The 15925-nt window shown below is 34.2% G+C and carries 16 protein-coding genes; 10 read left to right on the plus strand and 6 right to left on the minus strand.

What is annotated here, in order from left to right:
• Positions 1-177 precede the first annotated feature (177 nt).
• The 9 genes from IRZ80_RS13785 (at position 178) to IRZ80_RS13825 (ending at position 8102) form a co-directional block, all read left to right on the plus strand.
• Entirely contained in the window at positions 178-2343 is a 2166-nt protein-coding gene (locus IRZ80_RS13785; protein WP_194642154.1) for a TonB-dependent receptor, read from the plus strand.
• Positions 2344-2746: 403 nt separating this feature from the next.
• Positions 2747-3367: a hypothetical protein gene (locus IRZ80_RS13790; protein ID WP_194642155.1), complete on the plus strand. Its 621-nt coding sequence runs from the start codon at positions 2747-2749 to the stop codon at positions 3365-3367.
• Positions 3368-3407: 40 nt separating this feature from the next.
• On the plus strand, positions 3408-3830 hold the full coding sequence (locus IRZ80_RS13795; RefSeq protein ID WP_194642156.1) for a VOC family protein: 423 nt from the start codon (positions 3408-3410) through the stop codon (positions 3828-3830).
• A gap of 52 nt (positions 3831-3882) precedes the next feature.
• Positions 3883-5238, plus strand: coding sequence for a histidine kinase (locus IRZ80_RS13800; protein WP_194642157.1), 1356 nt, complete (start codon positions 3883-3885; stop codon positions 5236-5238).
• A gap of 41 nt (positions 5239-5279) precedes the next feature.
• Positions 5280-5588 carry a 2TM domain-containing protein gene (locus tag IRZ80_RS13805; RefSeq protein ID WP_194642158.1) on the plus strand — a complete coding sequence of 103 codons (309 nt, stop codon included), beginning with the start codon at positions 5280-5282 and terminating at the stop codon, positions 5586-5588.
• Positions 5589-5604: 16 nt separating this feature from the next.
• Positions 5605-5910 carry a 2TM domain-containing protein gene (locus tag IRZ80_RS13810; protein WP_194642159.1) on the plus strand — a complete coding sequence of 102 codons (306 nt, stop codon included), beginning with the start codon at positions 5605-5607 and terminating at the stop codon, positions 5908-5910.
• An 82-nt stretch (positions 5911-5992) separates the two neighbouring features.
• Entirely contained in the window at positions 5993-6346 is a 354-nt protein-coding gene (locus tag IRZ80_RS13815) for a 2TM domain-containing protein (RefSeq protein WP_194642160.1), read from the plus strand.
• A gap of 119 nt (positions 6347-6465) precedes the next feature.
• Positions 6466-7236, plus strand: coding sequence for a LytR/AlgR family response regulator transcription factor (locus IRZ80_RS13820; protein WP_194642161.1), 771 nt, complete (start codon positions 6466-6468; stop codon positions 7234-7236).
• A gap of 386 nt (positions 7237-7622) precedes the next feature.
• Positions 7623-8102, plus strand: coding sequence for a TlpA family protein disulfide reductase (locus tag IRZ80_RS13825; protein ID WP_194642162.1), 480 nt, complete (start codon positions 7623-7625; stop codon positions 8100-8102).
• Between the two features lie 492 nt (positions 8103-8594).
• Here the strand turns inward: IRZ80_RS13825 and IRZ80_RS13830 are convergent, their stop codons facing one another.
• The 6 genes from IRZ80_RS13830 to IRZ80_RS13855 all read right to left on the minus strand — a co-directional run bounded on the left by IRZ80_RS13830 (position 8595) and on the right by IRZ80_RS13855 (position 13857).
• Complete coding sequence (locus IRZ80_RS13830; RefSeq protein ID WP_194642163.1) at positions 8595-9374, minus strand: CDP-alcohol phosphatidyltransferase family protein; 780 nt, start codon at positions 9372-9374, stop codon at positions 8595-8597.
• Between the two features lie 407 nt (positions 9375-9781).
• Positions 9782-10801, minus strand: a complete 1020-nt coding sequence (locus tag IRZ80_RS13835; protein ID WP_194642241.1) for a COX15/CtaA family protein — start codon at positions 10799-10801, stop codon at positions 9782-9784.
• A gap of 271 nt (positions 10802-11072) precedes the next feature.
• Complete coding sequence (locus IRZ80_RS13840; protein ID WP_194642164.1) at positions 11073-11375, minus strand: hypothetical protein; 303 nt, start codon at positions 11373-11375, stop codon at positions 11073-11075.
• Between the two features lie 55 nt (positions 11376-11430).
• The gene (locus tag IRZ80_RS13845) at positions 11431-12846 is read right to left on the minus strand and encodes a CCA tRNA nucleotidyltransferase (protein ID WP_194642165.1); all 1416 of its coding nucleotides are present in this window, start codon (positions 12844-12846) and stop codon (positions 11431-11433) included.
• A gap of 23 nt (positions 12847-12869) precedes the next feature.
• Positions 12870-13256 (minus strand): GxxExxY protein, encoded by a 387-nt coding sequence (locus IRZ80_RS13850; protein WP_194642166.1) that lies wholly within the window; start codon positions 13254-13256, stop codon positions 12870-12872.
• Positions 13257-13290: 34 nt separating this feature from the next.
• The gene (locus IRZ80_RS13855; RefSeq protein ID WP_194642167.1) at positions 13291-13857 is read right to left on the minus strand and encodes an L-threonylcarbamoyladenylate synthase; all 567 of its coding nucleotides are present in this window, start codon (positions 13855-13857) and stop codon (positions 13291-13293) included.
• Positions 13858-14248: 391 nt separating this feature from the next.
• On the opposite strand from IRZ80_RS13855, the gene IRZ80_RS13860 reads away from it, so the two are divergent.
• The gene (locus IRZ80_RS13860) at positions 14249-15880 is read left to right on the plus strand and encodes a capsule assembly Wzi family protein (protein ID WP_194642168.1); all 1632 of its coding nucleotides are present in this window, start codon (positions 14249-14251) and stop codon (positions 15878-15880) included.
• Positions 15881-15925: the final 45 nt, after the last annotated feature.

Below are 15925 nucleotides of genomic sequence, written 5' to 3' on the forward strand. Positions count from 1 at the left end.
TTGACAACTCATCCCCGAATTTCTACAGTTGGGGTTTTAAATATTTTTTAACTAAATCTGTTAAAATATATTTGTCTCATCAAAATCAATAGTATGAAATCGCTGCAAAAAAACTGCGTGTGCAAATATTTAAAAAGCGATAACATAGATGACCAAAATCAAATAAATTCAACAGGTATGAAAACCAGATTACTTTTTACAATTGCATTTTTATTTACAACGGCATTTATCTTTGCTCAAAATACTATTTCGGGTAAAATCACCAATCAAAAAGGAAAGCCAGTTGCGGGAGCTAATATTTACATCGACGGGACGTATGATGGAGCAACGAGTTCAGAAACTGGTGAATTTTCTTTTGAGACAACCTCGACAGGAAATCAGTTTTTGATAGTAAGTTTTTTGATTTACGATACCTATAAACAGGAAATCGATGTTGCTAATTTTAAAAATCAGATTATTGAACTAAGTGAGAATGTAAATGCTCTTGATGCGGTTGTTATTACTGCGGGGACATTAGAGTCTGGTAATAAAGCCAGAGTTTCGGTTCTTAAACCATTAGATATAGTAACAACTGCAGGTGCGGCCGGAAATATTGTTGCTGCTTTGCAGACTTTGCCGGGAACGCAGACTGTAGGCGAAGACGGACGTTTATTTGTTCGAGGGGGTGAAGCCAGCGAAACTCAGACTTTTGTTGATGGTATTCGTGTCGCACAGCCTTATGGTGCATCGACCAATAATTTGCCGACACGCGGCCGTTTTTCTCCTTTTTTGTTTAGCGGAATTGCTTTCTCTACAGGAGGATATTCTGCCGAATATGGCGAGGCTTTATCAAGTGTTTTGCTTTTGAATACACAGGACGAGCCCGATCAGAATAAAACAGATATTTCCTTAATGACTGTTGGCTTAGGCATAGGAAATACTCAGAAATGGAAAAAAAGCTCACTGAGTGTAAACACTGCGTACATCAATCTGGCACCTTATCAGGCAGTAATTCCTCAAAATGTAGATTGGAATAGTCCTTACCAATCATTGTCTGGTGAAACAGTATATCGCTATCATTTTGTGAACGGAATATTTAAATTATATGCCGCTTTTGATTCATCTAAATTCGATTTGAATCAGGAAAATATAAATTTCGAAGAAAAAATCAGAACCAATTTAAACAATAATAATTTCTATCTGAATGCTTCATACAGCGGAACTATAGGTACAGGCTGGAATTTAACTTCTGGAATTAGTTATGGTTACAATAATAATAAAGTGAAGTACAATACAAATGATGTAGACAGCGATGAAAATGCGGCACAATTGAAACTAAAGCTGAGAAAACATTTTTCGAACTATTTTAATTTGTCTTTTGGGGCAGACTACTTTATTACAAAATTCAATGAAGATTTTGATAATAACAATGATATTAAAGTTTCAAATGGCTACGATTCAAACATTGCAGCTTTTTATGCCGAAGGAGATATTTTATTCTCTAAATATTTAGCTTTAAAGGTTGGTTTGAGGCTTTCTAACAACAATTTGTTAAATGAAACCAATCTTGCTCCAAGAGCTTCGGTTGCTTATAAGGTTTCTAAAAACAGCCAGTTTTCTTTTGCATACGGAGATTTTACACAAACTCCTGTTGCTGATTATATCAAATATTCAAAATACCATCAGTTTGAGAGTGAAAAGGCAAGTCATTATATCCTGAATTACCAGTTTACAAAACCAGGCCAGACCTTTAGAGCTGAGGTGTATTATAAGGATTACAGTAATTTGGTTAAATATGATACGAAAGATATTCAGTACAACTCTCTTTTTAGCAATAATGGTTCTGGTTATGCAAAAGGACTGGATTTGTTCTGGAGAGACAGTAATTTATATAAAAACTTAGAATACTGGATTTCGTATTCCTACATTGATTCTGAAAGAGATTATAAAAATTTTCCAGCTATGGCGACTCCAAGTTTTATAGCTGATCACAGTTTGTCTATTGTTACCAAATATTTTATCACCGACTGGAAATCACAAATCGGATTCACGAATAGTTTCAGCACAGGAAGGCCTTATAATAATCCAAATGAGACAAAATTTATGAATGGAAAAACAAAATCATACAACAGTCTGAGTTTTAACTGGGCTTATTTACTGACTACACAAAAAATTCTTTATTTCTCTGTTTCGAATGTTTTAGGAAGCCAAAATGTTTACGGTTACGATTATGCAAAATTACCCGATGCAAATGGTGTTTATAACAGACAAGCCGTTACACCTACCGCAGATAGATTCTTTTTTGTTGGTTTTTTCTGGACCATCAGCCAGAATAAAAATGATAATCAGTTGAAAAATTTATAAATTTTTCAACTGTAGAGACGTTGCACTGCAACGTCTTCGCAACGTCTTCGCAACGTCTTCGCAACGTCTTCGCAACGTCTTCGCAACGTCTTCGCAACGTCTTCGCAACGTCTTCGCAACGTCTTCGCAACGTCTTCGCAACGTGAACGCAATGCCTTCGCAATATTTGAACGGAAACGCATTCGCAACGTTCGAATTCGACATAATTATAAATATTCTTTGTGTTAGACTTTGCAGTGCAACATCTCTACCGCAATTCATCCTCAAAAATCAACAATTGGGTACTTTAAAATTTTTAAACCGTCAGAACTGAAATACATTTGGACTATAAATTAATAATCGTTTCAATCATCAAAAAAAGTAACTAATTAAAAAAAATATTAATAACTAAAAATCAAATATCATGACCAAAATTATCACTACAATCGTATTTTTTATCAGCAGTTTATTAGCCGCTCAAACACAATTTGAGCAAGGAATGGGCAAAGCATTTGGGCTTTGGAAAGAAGGGAAAAATGCAGAAGCTTCGGCTATGTTTGAAAGAGTTGCTTCGGCTGAAAAAAACAGCTGGCTGCCAAATTATTATATTGCTTTGGTGAACACAACTTCAGCTTTTACAGAAAAGGACAAATCTAAAATTGAATTATTATTGACAAAGGCGCAGGATGCTCTGGATGTTGAATTTATAAAAGATCAAAGCAATTCAGAGTTATATGTATTACAGGCTTTGCTTTATACAGCGTGGGTTGTGCAGGATCCAATGACTAACGCTCAAAAATATTCGGGCAAGATAATGGAGAATTATGCTAAGGCAAAATCATTAAACCCAAATAATCCAAGAGCTGTTTTTGGTGAAGCTGATTATCAGCTGGGAGGCGCAAAATGGACAGGTGTAGACACTAAACCATTGTGCGTTCAGGTTGATAAAGCTGTCGAACTTTTTGCTACTTTTAAACCCGAAACTTCTTTTTCTCCAAAATGGGGATTGGAAAGAGCACTGGAAGCCCAGAAAAACTGTAAATAGTAAAACTAATTTTTATAATTGAATAATACCGGAACATTATATGATAACAGTAAATCCGTACCTGTATTTTAATGGCAATTGTGAAGAAGCGTTTAATTTCTACAAGTCTGTTTTTGAGGTTGAATTTAAATATATTGGACGATACAAAGATGTGCCACAAGCTGAAAAGCACATTTTTCAAGAAGAGGACAATAAAATTATGCATGTTTCGCTGCCAATTAGCAGCCAGATAACATTGATGGGTGCTGATAATACTGAAGTCCATAAAGGAAACATTTCTCATACTAATTTTTCTTTATCTATAACTGCAGACACTAAAAATGAAGCTGATAAATTATTTCAAAAGCTTTCTGTGGGCGGTAAAATTAAATTAGCAATGAACAAAACATTTTGGGGTTCGTATTACGGGATTGTTAATGATAGATTCGGAATTAACTGGAAAATTAGTTTTGAAACAAATTAGCATACAGCTTTTGTTTTCAAATATTTAATAAAAAATAATTTAAACTGATTGGATGAAAGATCATAGAAATACATTTGGAAATTTGAGAAGCGGAACAATTATGTGTTTCAAGATTTCTATGGTCTTTACAGTAATATTCTCAGCGTTTTTGGGAGCTGATTTAAATATAAGGAATGTTTTGTTAACATTTCTTTTAAGCTGTCTTTACTCTTTCGGACTGGGTTTTGGGAATGGCTTTCTTAATGTTCTTTTGGACAGAAAATGGGATTGGCTGGAGCAAACGAATTTAAGAGTGTATTTTGGAATCCTGGTCACTGTTTTATACACAGTTCCTGCTGTTTTATGCGTAAATTATATTGTTTTTGTAGTTATCCAAAACCAGCCTTTAGCGAATTTTTTTAGTGAAAGAATGATCTGGGTGCATCTTTTTTACATTATTTTATCTTTGGGAGTTTCGACTTTTATGCAGGCCAGAAGCTTTATGGTAAAATGGAAACAGGCGTCCAAAACTGAGGTAAAGCAGCAAAGAATTATAGCAGGAAATGCCAATGCAAAGTTTGAAACCCTGAAAAATCAAATCGATCCGCATTTTCTTTTTAATAGTCTGAATGTTTTGAGTTCATTGATAGAGGAAAATCCAGATAATGCACAGCGGTTTACAACCTCTTTGTCCAAAATATACCGCTATGTATTAGAACAAAAAGACAAAGAACTGGTTTCAGTAGCCGAAGAATTGTCTTTTGCCAAAACATATATGAATCTGCTGAAAATGCGTTTTGAAAACAGTCTTTTTTATGAATTGCCAGAAATAGTTATAAATCCAGATGCAAAAGTAGTACCGCTTTCACTGCAGCTGCTATTGGAAAATACGGTTAAACACAATGTGGTAAGCGAACAAAGACCATTACATATTCGAATATTTATTGAGGGCGATTATCTGGCGGTTCAAAATGATTTTCAAAAAAAGGAAGTAATGCAGACCCGTCAGGGGGTAGGTTTACAAAACATAGTAGACCGCTACGGAATTATTACTAACCGAAAGGTTTTAATAGAACAAAATGAAAAAACATTTACGGTCAAAATACCAATTTTAACCAAACAAATCAGTGTTATGGAAACGGCAGCAGTTTATGGCGAAAATAGTGCTTATTACAGAGCCAAAAAGCGCGTAGAGCAGTTAAGAGGATTCTATGCCAATGTGATTTCATATTGCTGTATAATACCGATTTTAATATTCGTTAACCTCACTTTTATGCCACAGTTTCATTGGTTTTGGTTCTCTGCCGGAGGCTGGGGATTTGGAGTAATAATGCACGCGTTTAAGACTTTTGGATATGGCGTTAATTGGGAAGAAAGAAAGATTCAGGAGATTTTGCGAAAAGAGAACAGCAGAAAGACATGGAAATAACAGTCAGTGTTATAAATTTTTAAAAATAAAATTCAGTAAAAATGGAAAATCAAAATAAAGAAGGAGAGGAACGCTATTATAATGCAAGAAAAAAAGTGGAAGAAATTAAAGGTTTCTATGGAAATCTGATTTCCTATATTGTTGTGAATTGCTTTTTAGTGATAATAAATTTGGTTACAAGCCCTGGCCATTTATGGTTTTATTGGCCTTTGATGTGGTGGGGGTTGGGAGTTATCTTTCACGGATTAAAAGTTTTTAACTGCCTGCCTTTCTTCGGGAAAGACTGGGAAGAGCAAAAAATTAAAGAATTGATTGACAAAGAAGAAAAAGCAAAAAAGACTTGGGAATAAAAACGTTAGTACTACTATGGAAATAAATTATACCGAAGAGGACCGCTATTATAGAGCCAAAAAGAAAGTAGAAGAAATTAGAAAGTTTTATGAGCATCTTGCTGTTTATCTGCTTTGTAATCCAATTGTGATAGCTGTAAATCTTTTAACATCGCCTGGCTATTTATATTTTTGGTATTCTTTGTTCGGCTGGGGCATAGCGATTGTTCTGCATGGACTGAAAGCTTTTGGTTTTTCACCGCTTTTTAATAAAGACTGGGAGCAAAGAAAGGTAAAGGAGTTTATAGAAAAAGAAGAGCAGGCAAAAAAAACTTGGGAATAAATTTTTTAAAGCGGCTAAGATTCTAAGTTTTTTATGGACAATTTTTAAAATCTTAGCAGTTCAGTATTTAAAAACACACACAATGAGAAGGTATAGAAAACAATTATTTGAAGATTTTCAGGATGAAAACTTCAATCCGGAAACGAGATATGAATTGGCTTATAAACGGGTAAAAAGAATCAAAGGATTTTATATACACGCCTTGGTTTATGTACTCGTGAATGCATTTATAATTTTGTCAGCATTCAATAGAAGCGAGATAGGAAGTGAAATTTTTTTAAAATGGGAAACTTTTTCAACAGCAGCTTTTTGGGGAGTAGGTTTATTGGCACATGGATTATCGGTCTTTGGAAGAAACATCTTTTTTAGCAGTGATTGGGAAGAAAGAAAAATCAAAGAAATCATGGATAAAGAGAAAAACCAAAAGTGGGAGTAAAAGGAGTATTCAGTTTTTAGAAAGTAGATGACAGTAATCAAGGAAATTTGAAAATCTGCAATCTGAAACTGATAACTGTATTTTTTTTTGACTCCTAATATCTAATTTATAACTTAAAAATGACCACAATAATAATCGAAGACGAAAAACCTGCGGCAAGACTGCTGCAGCGCAAACTGGAAAAAATAAATATTAAGGCAGAAGTAATGCTTCATTCAGTTGAGGAAGCGCTGAATTGGTTTGGCCAAAATGAGCATCCTGATTTAATCTTTTTAGACATACAATTGTCGGATGGTCTGTCATTTGAAATCTTCGACAAAATCGAAATAAAAAGCGCTGTGATTTTTACCACAGCTTACGATGAATATGCACTGCGCGCTTTTAAATTAAACAGTATCGATTATCTCTTGAAACCCATAGATGAGGATGATTTGGAAGTGGCTGTAATAAAATACAAAGACCGTTTCCAGCTTTCAAAAACAACGCAGAAAGAACCGATGCAGTTTGACTTTGAGCAGATCCGGAAAATGTTCTCCAACCCTTTCGAAAAAACATTCAAAAAAAGATTTACCGTAAAAATAGGACAGCACCTCAAAGTGATTTCTACTGATGAGATTGAATGTCTTTTTAGCGAAAACAAGGGAACTTATATTCATACTTTCGACAATCGTAATTATTTGATAGACTCCACTTTGGAAGTTTTGGAGCAGGAATTGGACACTGCCGAATTTTACAGAATCAGCAGAAAATTTATAATTCCGCTGAAAGCCATAAAGGAAATAACGGTGTACAGTAACTCCAGATTAAAGATTATTTTACCCACTTACAGGGACGATGAGGTAATCGTAAGCCGTGAAAAGGTATCGGATTTCAAAAATTGGATTGGCTGAAAATAATTTATATTTATTATTTAAGCTAAATTTATTAAAACATTGAATTTGTGTTGTTTAGTGTGTTTGTATAGATTTTGTTTATAATGCTTTTTTAGGTAAAAAAGAGTTTGAAAACGGCTGAAATTCAGCTTGTTTCGTGAGTTTGTTGATTTGAATTGAATGTTAGCATTTCTTTTCTTAGGAATTCTAAAAACATTTCTGACTATTAATGTTGTTTTTGGAAAAGCTAGCTTCTCTTTTTTAAAAACCAAAAGCTGTTTTTTTTCATAGGAAAGTTTTTATCCTTCTGATATTTAATTCGGACTGATAATTTTTTGTTAATCATTTTCCTAAAAAAATTAAAGATTGTACTTTCGTTGGATTAGTACAAATAAAATTTTAGGATGAAATATTTACTCTATTTAATTTTTCCGCTTCTTTTTTCAAATGTAATTGTGGCTCAAAAAGTGGCAGTTTATGATAATTATATCACTTTAGAAAAAGAGATTTTGAACGATAAAAGTACCACTTATGTTGTCAATTTTTGGGCAACCTGGTGTGCTCCCTGCGTTAAAGAACTGCCTTATTTTGAGAGATTAAATTCGGAGAACAAAAAGGTAAAAGTAGTGCTCGTAAGTCTGGATTTCAAGAATCAGTATGAGACAAAATTACTGCCGTTTGTGAAGAACAGAAAAATCAATTCCGAGGTTGTTTTACTTACCGATAAAGATTATAATGCTTGGCTTCCTATAGTGAGTAAAGATTGGTCAGGATCGATTCCGGCAACTTTAATTATCCAGAATGGTGTGAAGAAAGTTTTTGCTGAAAGGTCTTTTTCGAGCTATAAGGAACTTAATGAATTTGTGAATAAGAATATTAATTAAATCTTCTAATTATGAAAATTTTGTCAGGTCTTTTATTGTTTGTTTCCGTTTTTTTCATGACGGGATTTATCACAGATATACCTAATACCTTATAAAATTGGCGATAAAGCTACCGATTTCAAGCTGAAATCAGTTGATGGTAAATCATATAGTATGTTTGATTTTAAGTAAGCAAAAGGTTCATAGTTGTTTTTACCTGTAACCATTGCCCATTTGCTGTGAAATATGAAGATAGGATTAATGTTTTGGTCAAAAAATACAAACCCCAGAGCTATATTTTATTGGCTATTAATCCAAATAACCAGGCTTTAGAGCCTACTGATAGTTTTGAATCAATGAAAAGTGAGATCCAAAGAAAAAGGTTTTGCTTTTCCTTATTTATTTGATGAAGGTCAAAAGATATATCCGCAGTAATGACATGCTTTGAGACTAATAGATTATTTAAATAACAAGTTTTTAAGGTCTTCGCCATACTTCAGTGTTCAAAACCTGTTAGGTCTCAGATTTTATAAAAACTTTCCTGATTCCAATCAGAACCAAAATCAAAACCGAATAGGAGACGAAAAACGGAGCAATCATTTCAACCCTGTTTAAAGACAATAATAAGGCAATTAATAGCAGTTGAAAACCCAATCCATAAAGAGAAACCAAGGTCATAAACCAGTTTGGGAACGTTTTTACTTTGTAAGCAGTACTGTCCAAAGTGTGGATTATTTTGTCAAAAACTCCATAAACAACAGTGTAGATTGCAAACAAAATATCTACCGATTTTTGACTTTCACCTGGTAAAGCACGAGGTGAATGATCTTCGAAAATTTGGCTAGTTGCATCTCCACCCGCCGAATGGTTTCTCAAAATCACATAGTAGTAATTGAAAAGCGTACCCTGAAGCTGTATCCCAATGAAAGCTAATAGACTTAGCCAAAAAGTAGTTTGGGATATATAACAGATCGCCATGAAAATCAAAAAATTCAGAATAATGTCGAATATACTATCGAGGTATCTGCCGGAATAGGACGGCGTTTTTTTGACACGTGCGAGTTCGCCATCCACGGCATCGATTATTGATTTTAAAATCAGAAAAAAGGACGCGGTAAAGTAGTGGTTTTGCAAAATGCAATAAATCGCAATCAATCCTGAAACACCGAAAATCAGGGTTACATGTATGGGAGTGAAGCGGGTGTTTTTTAGCCAATTTGCCCATAAACGTGCCAATGGTCTGCCGTAATCGGAAAGATCGAGAAACTGATATTTTGGGGCGAGTTTTGGCATTTTATAGCAAATAATTAGGGTGGAATAATAAAGTGTAACTGCAAAAATAACGCTTTTTTAACCTAGAATTTACGTTTGGAAGTTGGAATAGGTTAATTAGCCACGAATGATAGGGACGCCACTGATTTACACGGATTTTTTTGAGTTAGTTGAGTCATTGCGAGGGAGGAAGCAATCACGCAAAATTAAGCAAGTAAAGAGGATAAAACAATTGTGCTTGCTTCGTTCCTCGCAAAGACATGAGAAACAGAAAAATAATATTTCCAAAGAAGACTATTGCTTACTCTTTAGCCCTGATAGAAGCGAAAATCCTCCTGTGCCGGTGTTCGGCACAGGAGGATTGTAGCGGATAGCAGGAATCCATGTCTGCTGATAAAGCCTCTTCTTTCGCTCCTAAAAAAATATTTCTATTTGCTCAATCGATGCAAAGTATAAGTCATTGCGGTCAGTAAAAAGAAAGCGTTGACTTGGTGAGTTAAGCCCAACCAAAGCGGAACGTAGCAAAGCAGGGTGTAAACGCCCAAAATGAATTGAAGGAATACAATGAAAACCAAAGCGTTTAGACTGTTTTTTTGTTGGGAGTCGAGATTGGATTTTTTGCATTTGAAATATAAGAACAGAATGAATCCCACTACTACGTATGCCAATGTTCTGTGAACGAACTGCACACCACTTTTTCCTTCAACAAGATTCAAGAAGAGTGTTTTTTGCTCGATGAACACACTTTCGTGAATGAATTGCCCGTCACTCATCATGGGCCAGTGGTTGTGTACTAGACCGGCATTGAGTCCTGCAACAAAACCTCCGTAGATGATTTGCAAGAGCAAGAGAATCAATGTGATTCGGGCTATTTTTTTCAAAGGAATATTTGGTGCTTTTTTGTCAGGATAAATTAAATCTAAAGCTACCCAAAGTGTATAAGCAAACGTGATAAAGGCAAAAGTAAGGTGTAACGAAAGGCGGAAATGACTCACGTCCGGGTTGTCCACCAAACCGCTTCGAACCATAAACCAGCCGAAAAATCCCTGCAAAGCACCCATTCCAAGGAGTATAAAGCATTTGTTTAAAGTTGCTTTGTCAATCTTTTTCTTCCACAGAAAATAAAAGAAAGGAACGATAAATACAAGGCCAATTATTCTTCCGATGAAACGGTGGAACCATTCCCAAAAATAGATGAATTTATAGTCGGATAGGGTAAAATCGTTGTGGATGTTGATTTTTTGGTACTCAGGAAATTGTTTGTATTGCTCGAAAGCTTCCTGCCATTTGGCTTCTGTAAGAGGAGGGAGCGTATCGGTTACCAGATGCCAATCGGTCATGGATAAACCGGAATTTGTCAATCGGGTGATACCGCCCACGACAACCATTACAAATACTAAAAAGCAACCTGATAGGAGCCAAATAATTACGGATTTGTTATTTTTCATTTTTATGTTATTGGGAAATTTTGAGGATTTTGTCGGGTGTCCCAAATATCTAGGACTTTTATGTTTGATTCTGTGATTTCGAATATTAAATAATAATCTTTGACCAAGATTACTCTTATGTTATCTTTTTTTGTGATGATGGATGCTTCGGGATGATTTTCGACTCTGCGCAATGTTTAGGTAAAAAGCTGATTCAATTTTTGGCTATAAAGAATTGATTTATTTCGATTGTTCCAATAATGAAAAATACTTTTCTTGGCGAGTACAGCATTTATTGTCCAAATAATTTTTCTTCCTCTTCGAACCATTTCTGCATTTCTTTTTGGTCTTCTTCTTCTGTTAAATATTCTCCATTTTCAACTTGTTTTAAAGCAATGTCAATTCTTTTTTGTTGCCATTCGTTAAAAACATAGATTTTTTCAGGAACTATTTTTTCGTATACTGAAGTTGGCTCATTGATAGATAAAATTGATTGGTGAGAGTCAATGATTTCTTTTATTTTAAGCAAAAGCATACTGTCATTGGTTGCAGTAATTTGAGCTATTAATTCCGATTTTAATTTATCAGTATCCATAAATCTAAATTTTTATAAAATTAAGGATTTTTTAAACTGTGACAGAAAACATTCCTTAAACTTTTTTTAATCCTAGCTTTTCCCCTTTTTTCAATACAAAAGCATAAGCAGAATCATAATCATTGGGGATTTCTCCTTCCAAAATAGCTTCTTTTACAGCATCTTTAAGCTGTCCGATTTCGCGTGATGGTTTTAGGTCGAAAATCTCCATAATTTCCTCACCGGAAATTGGCGGTTGAAAATTACGCACATGGTCACGTTCTTCGACTTCCACGATTTTTTGACGAACGATTTCAAAATTTTTATGATATTTTTTGAATTTATTCGGGTTTTTGGTTGTGATGTCCGCTTCGCAAAGTGTCATTAAATTTTCTACGTCTTCGCCGGCATCAAAAACCAAACGGCGTACGGCTGAATCGGTCACTATGTCCTGTGCTAAAACGATTGGACGGGAACTCATGATAACCATTTTTTGCACAAATTTCATTTTGTGGTTCAACGGCATATGCAGGCGTTCAAATATCTTTTTAGCCATTTTTCCACCTAGGAATTCATGTCCGTGAAAAGTCCAGCCTTGTTTTTTGTTGAAGCGTTTAGTTGGTGCTTTTCCAATATCATGAAGAAGGGCCGACCAGCGTAACCAAACATCATCAGTGTTTGGGCAAATATTGTCAACTACTTCAAGTGTATGGTAAAAATTATTTTTGTGTGTATGTCCTTCGATTTCCTCAACTTGATTTAAAGCGGTCAGTTCCGGAAGGATAATGTCCAAAAGCCCTGTTTTGTACAACAATAAAAATCCAACAGAAGGTTTGTCGGTCGAAAGGATTTTGTTTAATTCCTCAACGATTCGTTCTCCCGAGATTATTTTGATGCGCTCGGCATTTTTGGTAATCGAATCCAATGAATTTTGGTCAATTTCAAATCCCAATTGAGTCGCAAATCGAATCCCTCTAAGCATTCGCAAAGGATCATCTGAAAAGGTGATATCGGGGTCAAGAGGTGTTTTTATGATTTTGTTTTCCAAATCGGCAATACCTCCGAAAGGATCAGAAAGATCTCCGAAAGTGTTTGGGTTTAAAGATAAAGCCAACGCATTTATTGTGAAATCGCGTCTGTTTTGGTCGTCTTCCAGCGTTCCGTTTTCTACAATTGGATTTCGACTGTCCTGATTATAGGATTCTTTTCGAGCTCCGACAAATTCGATCTCGGTATCCTCAAAGCGCAACATTGCGGTTCCATACGTCTTGAAAACCTGAACTTTTGGTTTTTTAGGAAGCAAATCAGAAACTTTTAAAGCCAATTCGATTCCGCTCCCAACAGCTACAACATCAATGTCTTTTTTGAAATCCCTTTTTAAAAGTAAGTCACGGACAAAACCGCCAATGACATAGCTTTCGACATTAAGTTCTTGGGAAGCCTGCGCAATGACTTCGAAAATTTTATTATTTAAGGCTTTTGTGTAGTTCATTTTTTTAACCGCAAATTCGCAAATTAACTTTTTGATTTTACTATTCGTTTGTATTCTAACGATATCAAGTTAAAATTGGCCAGAATTGCCAATTGATTTCCTGATACTTTTAAATAGTTTAAACATTGATTGTAATGACTATTGTTGAAGCAGTCAACTGTTTTTATTTCAAGAATTATTTTATCGTAGATTACAAAATCAGCATAAAATTTATGTTTCAATGTTGTGTTTTTGTAACTTACGGAAAACTCTTTTTCTCTTTCAAATGGAATATTGAGTTGGGTGAATTCATATTCTAATGCATCTTTATATACAATTTCGGAAAATCCTTTTCCAAGATTTTTATGTACTTCATAAGGAACTCCAACAATAGAATAGCTTTCATCTTTGTGTAAGTAGTCGTCATTCATAAATTTTAAAATAATTTGCGAATTTGCGGTAATTTTACTTGCGGATCACTTTTACCTGTGAATCATTAGTTAATTTAATGATTGTAGATGCTTTTTCGTTGATTTTATCGTGGTGCAAATTTACAACATAGTCCACGCCTTTTATAATTTCGGGACTGATTTCTTTGAAACTTTTTGGAGTTGGCTGACCAGAAATATTAGCCGAAGTAGAAACCAATGGTTTCTTCATACGCTCCATAAGTTTGAAACAAAACGGTTCTTTTACAATGCGCATTCCCAATGTATTATCAGGAGCAATAATATTTGGAGCGACGTTTCGTGGTTGATCAAGAATTAATGTTGTTGGTTTTTCGGATAAATCGATGATTTGCCAAGCAACTTCTGGAACTTCCTTGAAAACATTGTAGACCATTTTTTCGCCATTCATTAGGCAAATCATGCTTTGTGTTTCGGCTCTTTGTTTGAGTTTGTATATTTTAGCAATCGCTTCAGGGTTAGTTGCATCACAACCAATTCCCCAAACAGTGTCAGTAGGGTAGAGTATGATTCCGCCTTCTTTTATGACTTCAAATGCGTTGTGTACTTCTTGATTAACGTCCATTTTTATTTTATAAGTTGCAAAGATATTTATTTGAAGTTATTAAAATGAAGGTTTTTTTGTAAAAATAGAGGCGTTTGGATTTAAGTGAAGAAAATTATTCAATGTGATTTTCTCAGCATAAGAGCATGTTGAACAAGAGTATTTTTATAACATGCTTTTTTTGTCTCATTTTTTTGATATTCTAAGTTTTGTTTTATTTGATAGAATTTTATTTTATCAGTATTTTTAATTCATGGAAAAAAATAATTAGCAGAGTTAGAATTGATAAAAATGTGGTACTTTTGTGGCTTTTTTGTTTTTTAAATGAATTGATAATTTAAAAGAGATTATACGAAAAAAAAAACTAAGATAGAGACCATAAAAAAGTTGAATACACTTACTATTAAAAATTATGAAATTATTCCCCCACCTTTTATTTTTCCTAATTTTCTTTAATAACATCAATGCCCAAAATATATCTGTAGGGTCTATTGATAATAACATGATGGAAGAAAGAGCCAGAAATAATCAGCTTTTAGACAAAGGTAACCCTTTAATATCTTTTGCACTCCGACCTTTAGCTGTTGAGTCAATAGATACTTCTGAAGTAAAATACAATTTAATTGACACAGAAAAAATAAAATTTAGTTTACTGCCAATTACGCTAAAGCAACAATATAATACATTTGCTCCATACGGTTGGAATGATGGTATAATGATACCAGCTAAGGGGTATCAATCTTTTATGAGTGCAGGATTATATGCAAAATATGGAATGTTCAGTGTTCAGCTGCGTCCAGAATATGTATTTGCAGCGAATCCTAATTTTGAAATTTTTCCGACAGAAGAGGATGAAGTAATTACAAGTGCTGTAAGAATTGCACATTTGTATTATCTTAACACTACTGATTTACCTGTTCCTTTTGGAGATAAGTCATATAGCCGCTTTGGTTGGGGGCAAAGCAGCATTCGTTTTAATTTTAATAGTTTGTCTGCAGGGATATCAACTGAAAATTTATGGTGGGGACCTGGTCAAAGAAATTCACTCATTATGAGTAATAATGCTCCAGGGTTTCTTCACGCTACTTTCAATACTAGAAAACCTGTAAAAACATTTTTAGGAAGTTTTGAATTTCAATTAATTTCTGGAAAACTTGAAAATTCAGGAATAAAAAGTCCTAAATCACAATTCATTATAGATGGAGTTGATTATGAGGTGGTTAAAAGAGACGAGTGGCGCTACATAAACGCTGTGAGTATAAGTTATCAGCCAAAATGGGTTCCAGGTTTGTTTTTAGGGCTAAACAGATCGGTTCAGATATATAATGGAGATTTAGGAGGTAGTTTTCTTGATTACTTTCCTGTAATTTTACCTATACAAAAGAAGAGTGTAGGAGGAAATGAGGGGGAAGATAAAAAAAATAGAGATCAAATAGCATCTGTATTTTTAAGGTGGGTAATGAAAGAATCTAAATTTGAATTATACGGAGAGTATGGAAAGAATGATTACCCTCTGGATTATTACGATATGTTTCAAAATCCTGAACATTCAAGAGCCTATATAATGGGATTTAGTAAGATATTTATGATAAATGAAAATAAAAGCAAGTATTTAAAATGTAATGTTGAAATTACTACTATGGAGCAAACTGCAGATCGTATAATAAGGCCAGCAGGAGCTTGGTATGAACACAGTATTATTCTTCAGGGTTTTACAAATAGAGGAGAAGTTTTAGGGGCAGGAATTGGACCTGGTAGTAATCTGCAAACTTTAGATTTCAGTTTTTGGGAAAAGAGTAACTCTTTGGGTATTCAGTTTGAACGTTATGCACACAATCTTGACTTTTACTATGATGCTTTTACACCTTATCAATTTAGTTACAAATGGGTCGATCTAGCAATTAATGCCTATGCTTATCGTAGATATGGAAATTTAGGTATTCAAGCTAAAATCAATACTTCAAAACTTTATAATTATCAATATATACATGCAAATGATAAGTATAATATGCAATTTCAAATTAATTTACAATACTATTTCTAAAATATTGTTTTTTAGAAGTGTAATCTAATAATGAGAATGGTTAAA

The sequence above is a fragment of the Flavobacterium sp. HJJ genome (assembly GCF_015351475.1).
In the GTDB taxonomy this organism is placed as follows: Bacteria; Bacteroidota; Bacteroidia; order Flavobacteriales; family Flavobacteriaceae; genus Flavobacterium; species Flavobacterium marginilacus.

Excerpts from the sequence above, each read along its gene's own strand:
- IRZ80_RS13790 (WP_194642155.1), top strand. The coding sequence starts at position 2,747 with ATGACCAAAATTATCACTACAATCGTATTTTTTATCAGCAGTTTATTA.
- IRZ80_RS13795 (WP_194642156.1), top strand. The coding sequence starts at position 3,408 with ATGATAACAGTAAATCCGTACCTGTATTTTAATGGCAATTGTGAAGAA.
- IRZ80_RS13815 (WP_194642160.1), top strand. The coding sequence starts at position 5,993 with ATGAGAAGGTATAGAAAACAATTATTTGAAGATTTTCAGGATGAAAAC.
- IRZ80_RS13825 (WP_194642162.1), top strand. The coding sequence starts at position 7,623 with ATGAAATATTTACTCTATTTAATTTTTCCGCTTCTTTTTTCAAATGTA.
- IRZ80_RS13805 (WP_194642158.1), top strand. The coding sequence starts at position 5,280 with ATGGAAAATCAAAATAAAGAAGGAGAGGAACGCTATTATAATGCAAGA.
- IRZ80_RS13835 (WP_194642241.1), bottom strand. The coding sequence starts at position 10,801 with ATGAAAAATAACAAATCCGTAATTATTTGGCTCCTATCAGGTTGCTTT.
- IRZ80_RS13810 (WP_194642159.1), top strand. The coding sequence starts at position 5,605 with ATGGAAATAAATTATACCGAAGAGGACCGCTATTATAGAGCCAAAAAG.
- IRZ80_RS13820 (WP_194642161.1), top strand. The coding sequence starts at position 6,466 with ATGACCACAATAATAATCGAAGACGAAAAACCTGCGGCAAGACTGCTG.
- IRZ80_RS13845 (WP_194642165.1), bottom strand. The coding sequence starts at position 12,846 with ATGAACTACACAAAAGCCTTAAATAATAAAATTTTCGAAGTCATTGCG.
- IRZ80_RS13840 (WP_194642164.1), bottom strand. The coding sequence starts at position 11,375 with ATGGATACTGATAAATTAAAATCGGAATTAATAGCTCAAATTACTGCA.
- IRZ80_RS13855 (WP_194642167.1), bottom strand. The coding sequence starts at position 13,857 with ATGGACGTTAATCAAGAAGTACACAACGCATTTGAAGTCATAAAAGAA.
- IRZ80_RS13800 (WP_194642157.1), top strand. The coding sequence starts at position 3,883 with ATGAAAGATCATAGAAATACATTTGGAAATTTGAGAAGCGGAACAATT.
- IRZ80_RS13785 (WP_194642154.1), top strand. The coding sequence starts at position 178 with ATGAAAACCAGATTACTTTTTACAATTGCATTTTTATTTACAACGGCA.
- IRZ80_RS13860 (WP_194642168.1), top strand. The coding sequence starts at position 14,249 with ATGAAATTATTCCCCCACCTTTTATTTTTCCTAATTTTCTTTAATAAC.
- IRZ80_RS13830 (WP_194642163.1), bottom strand. The coding sequence starts at position 9,374 with ATGCCAAAACTCGCCCCAAAATATCAGTTTCTCGATCTTTCCGATTAC.
- IRZ80_RS13850 (WP_194642166.1), bottom strand. The coding sequence starts at position 13,256 with ATGAATGACGACTACTTACACAAAGATGAAAGCTATTCTATTGTTGGA.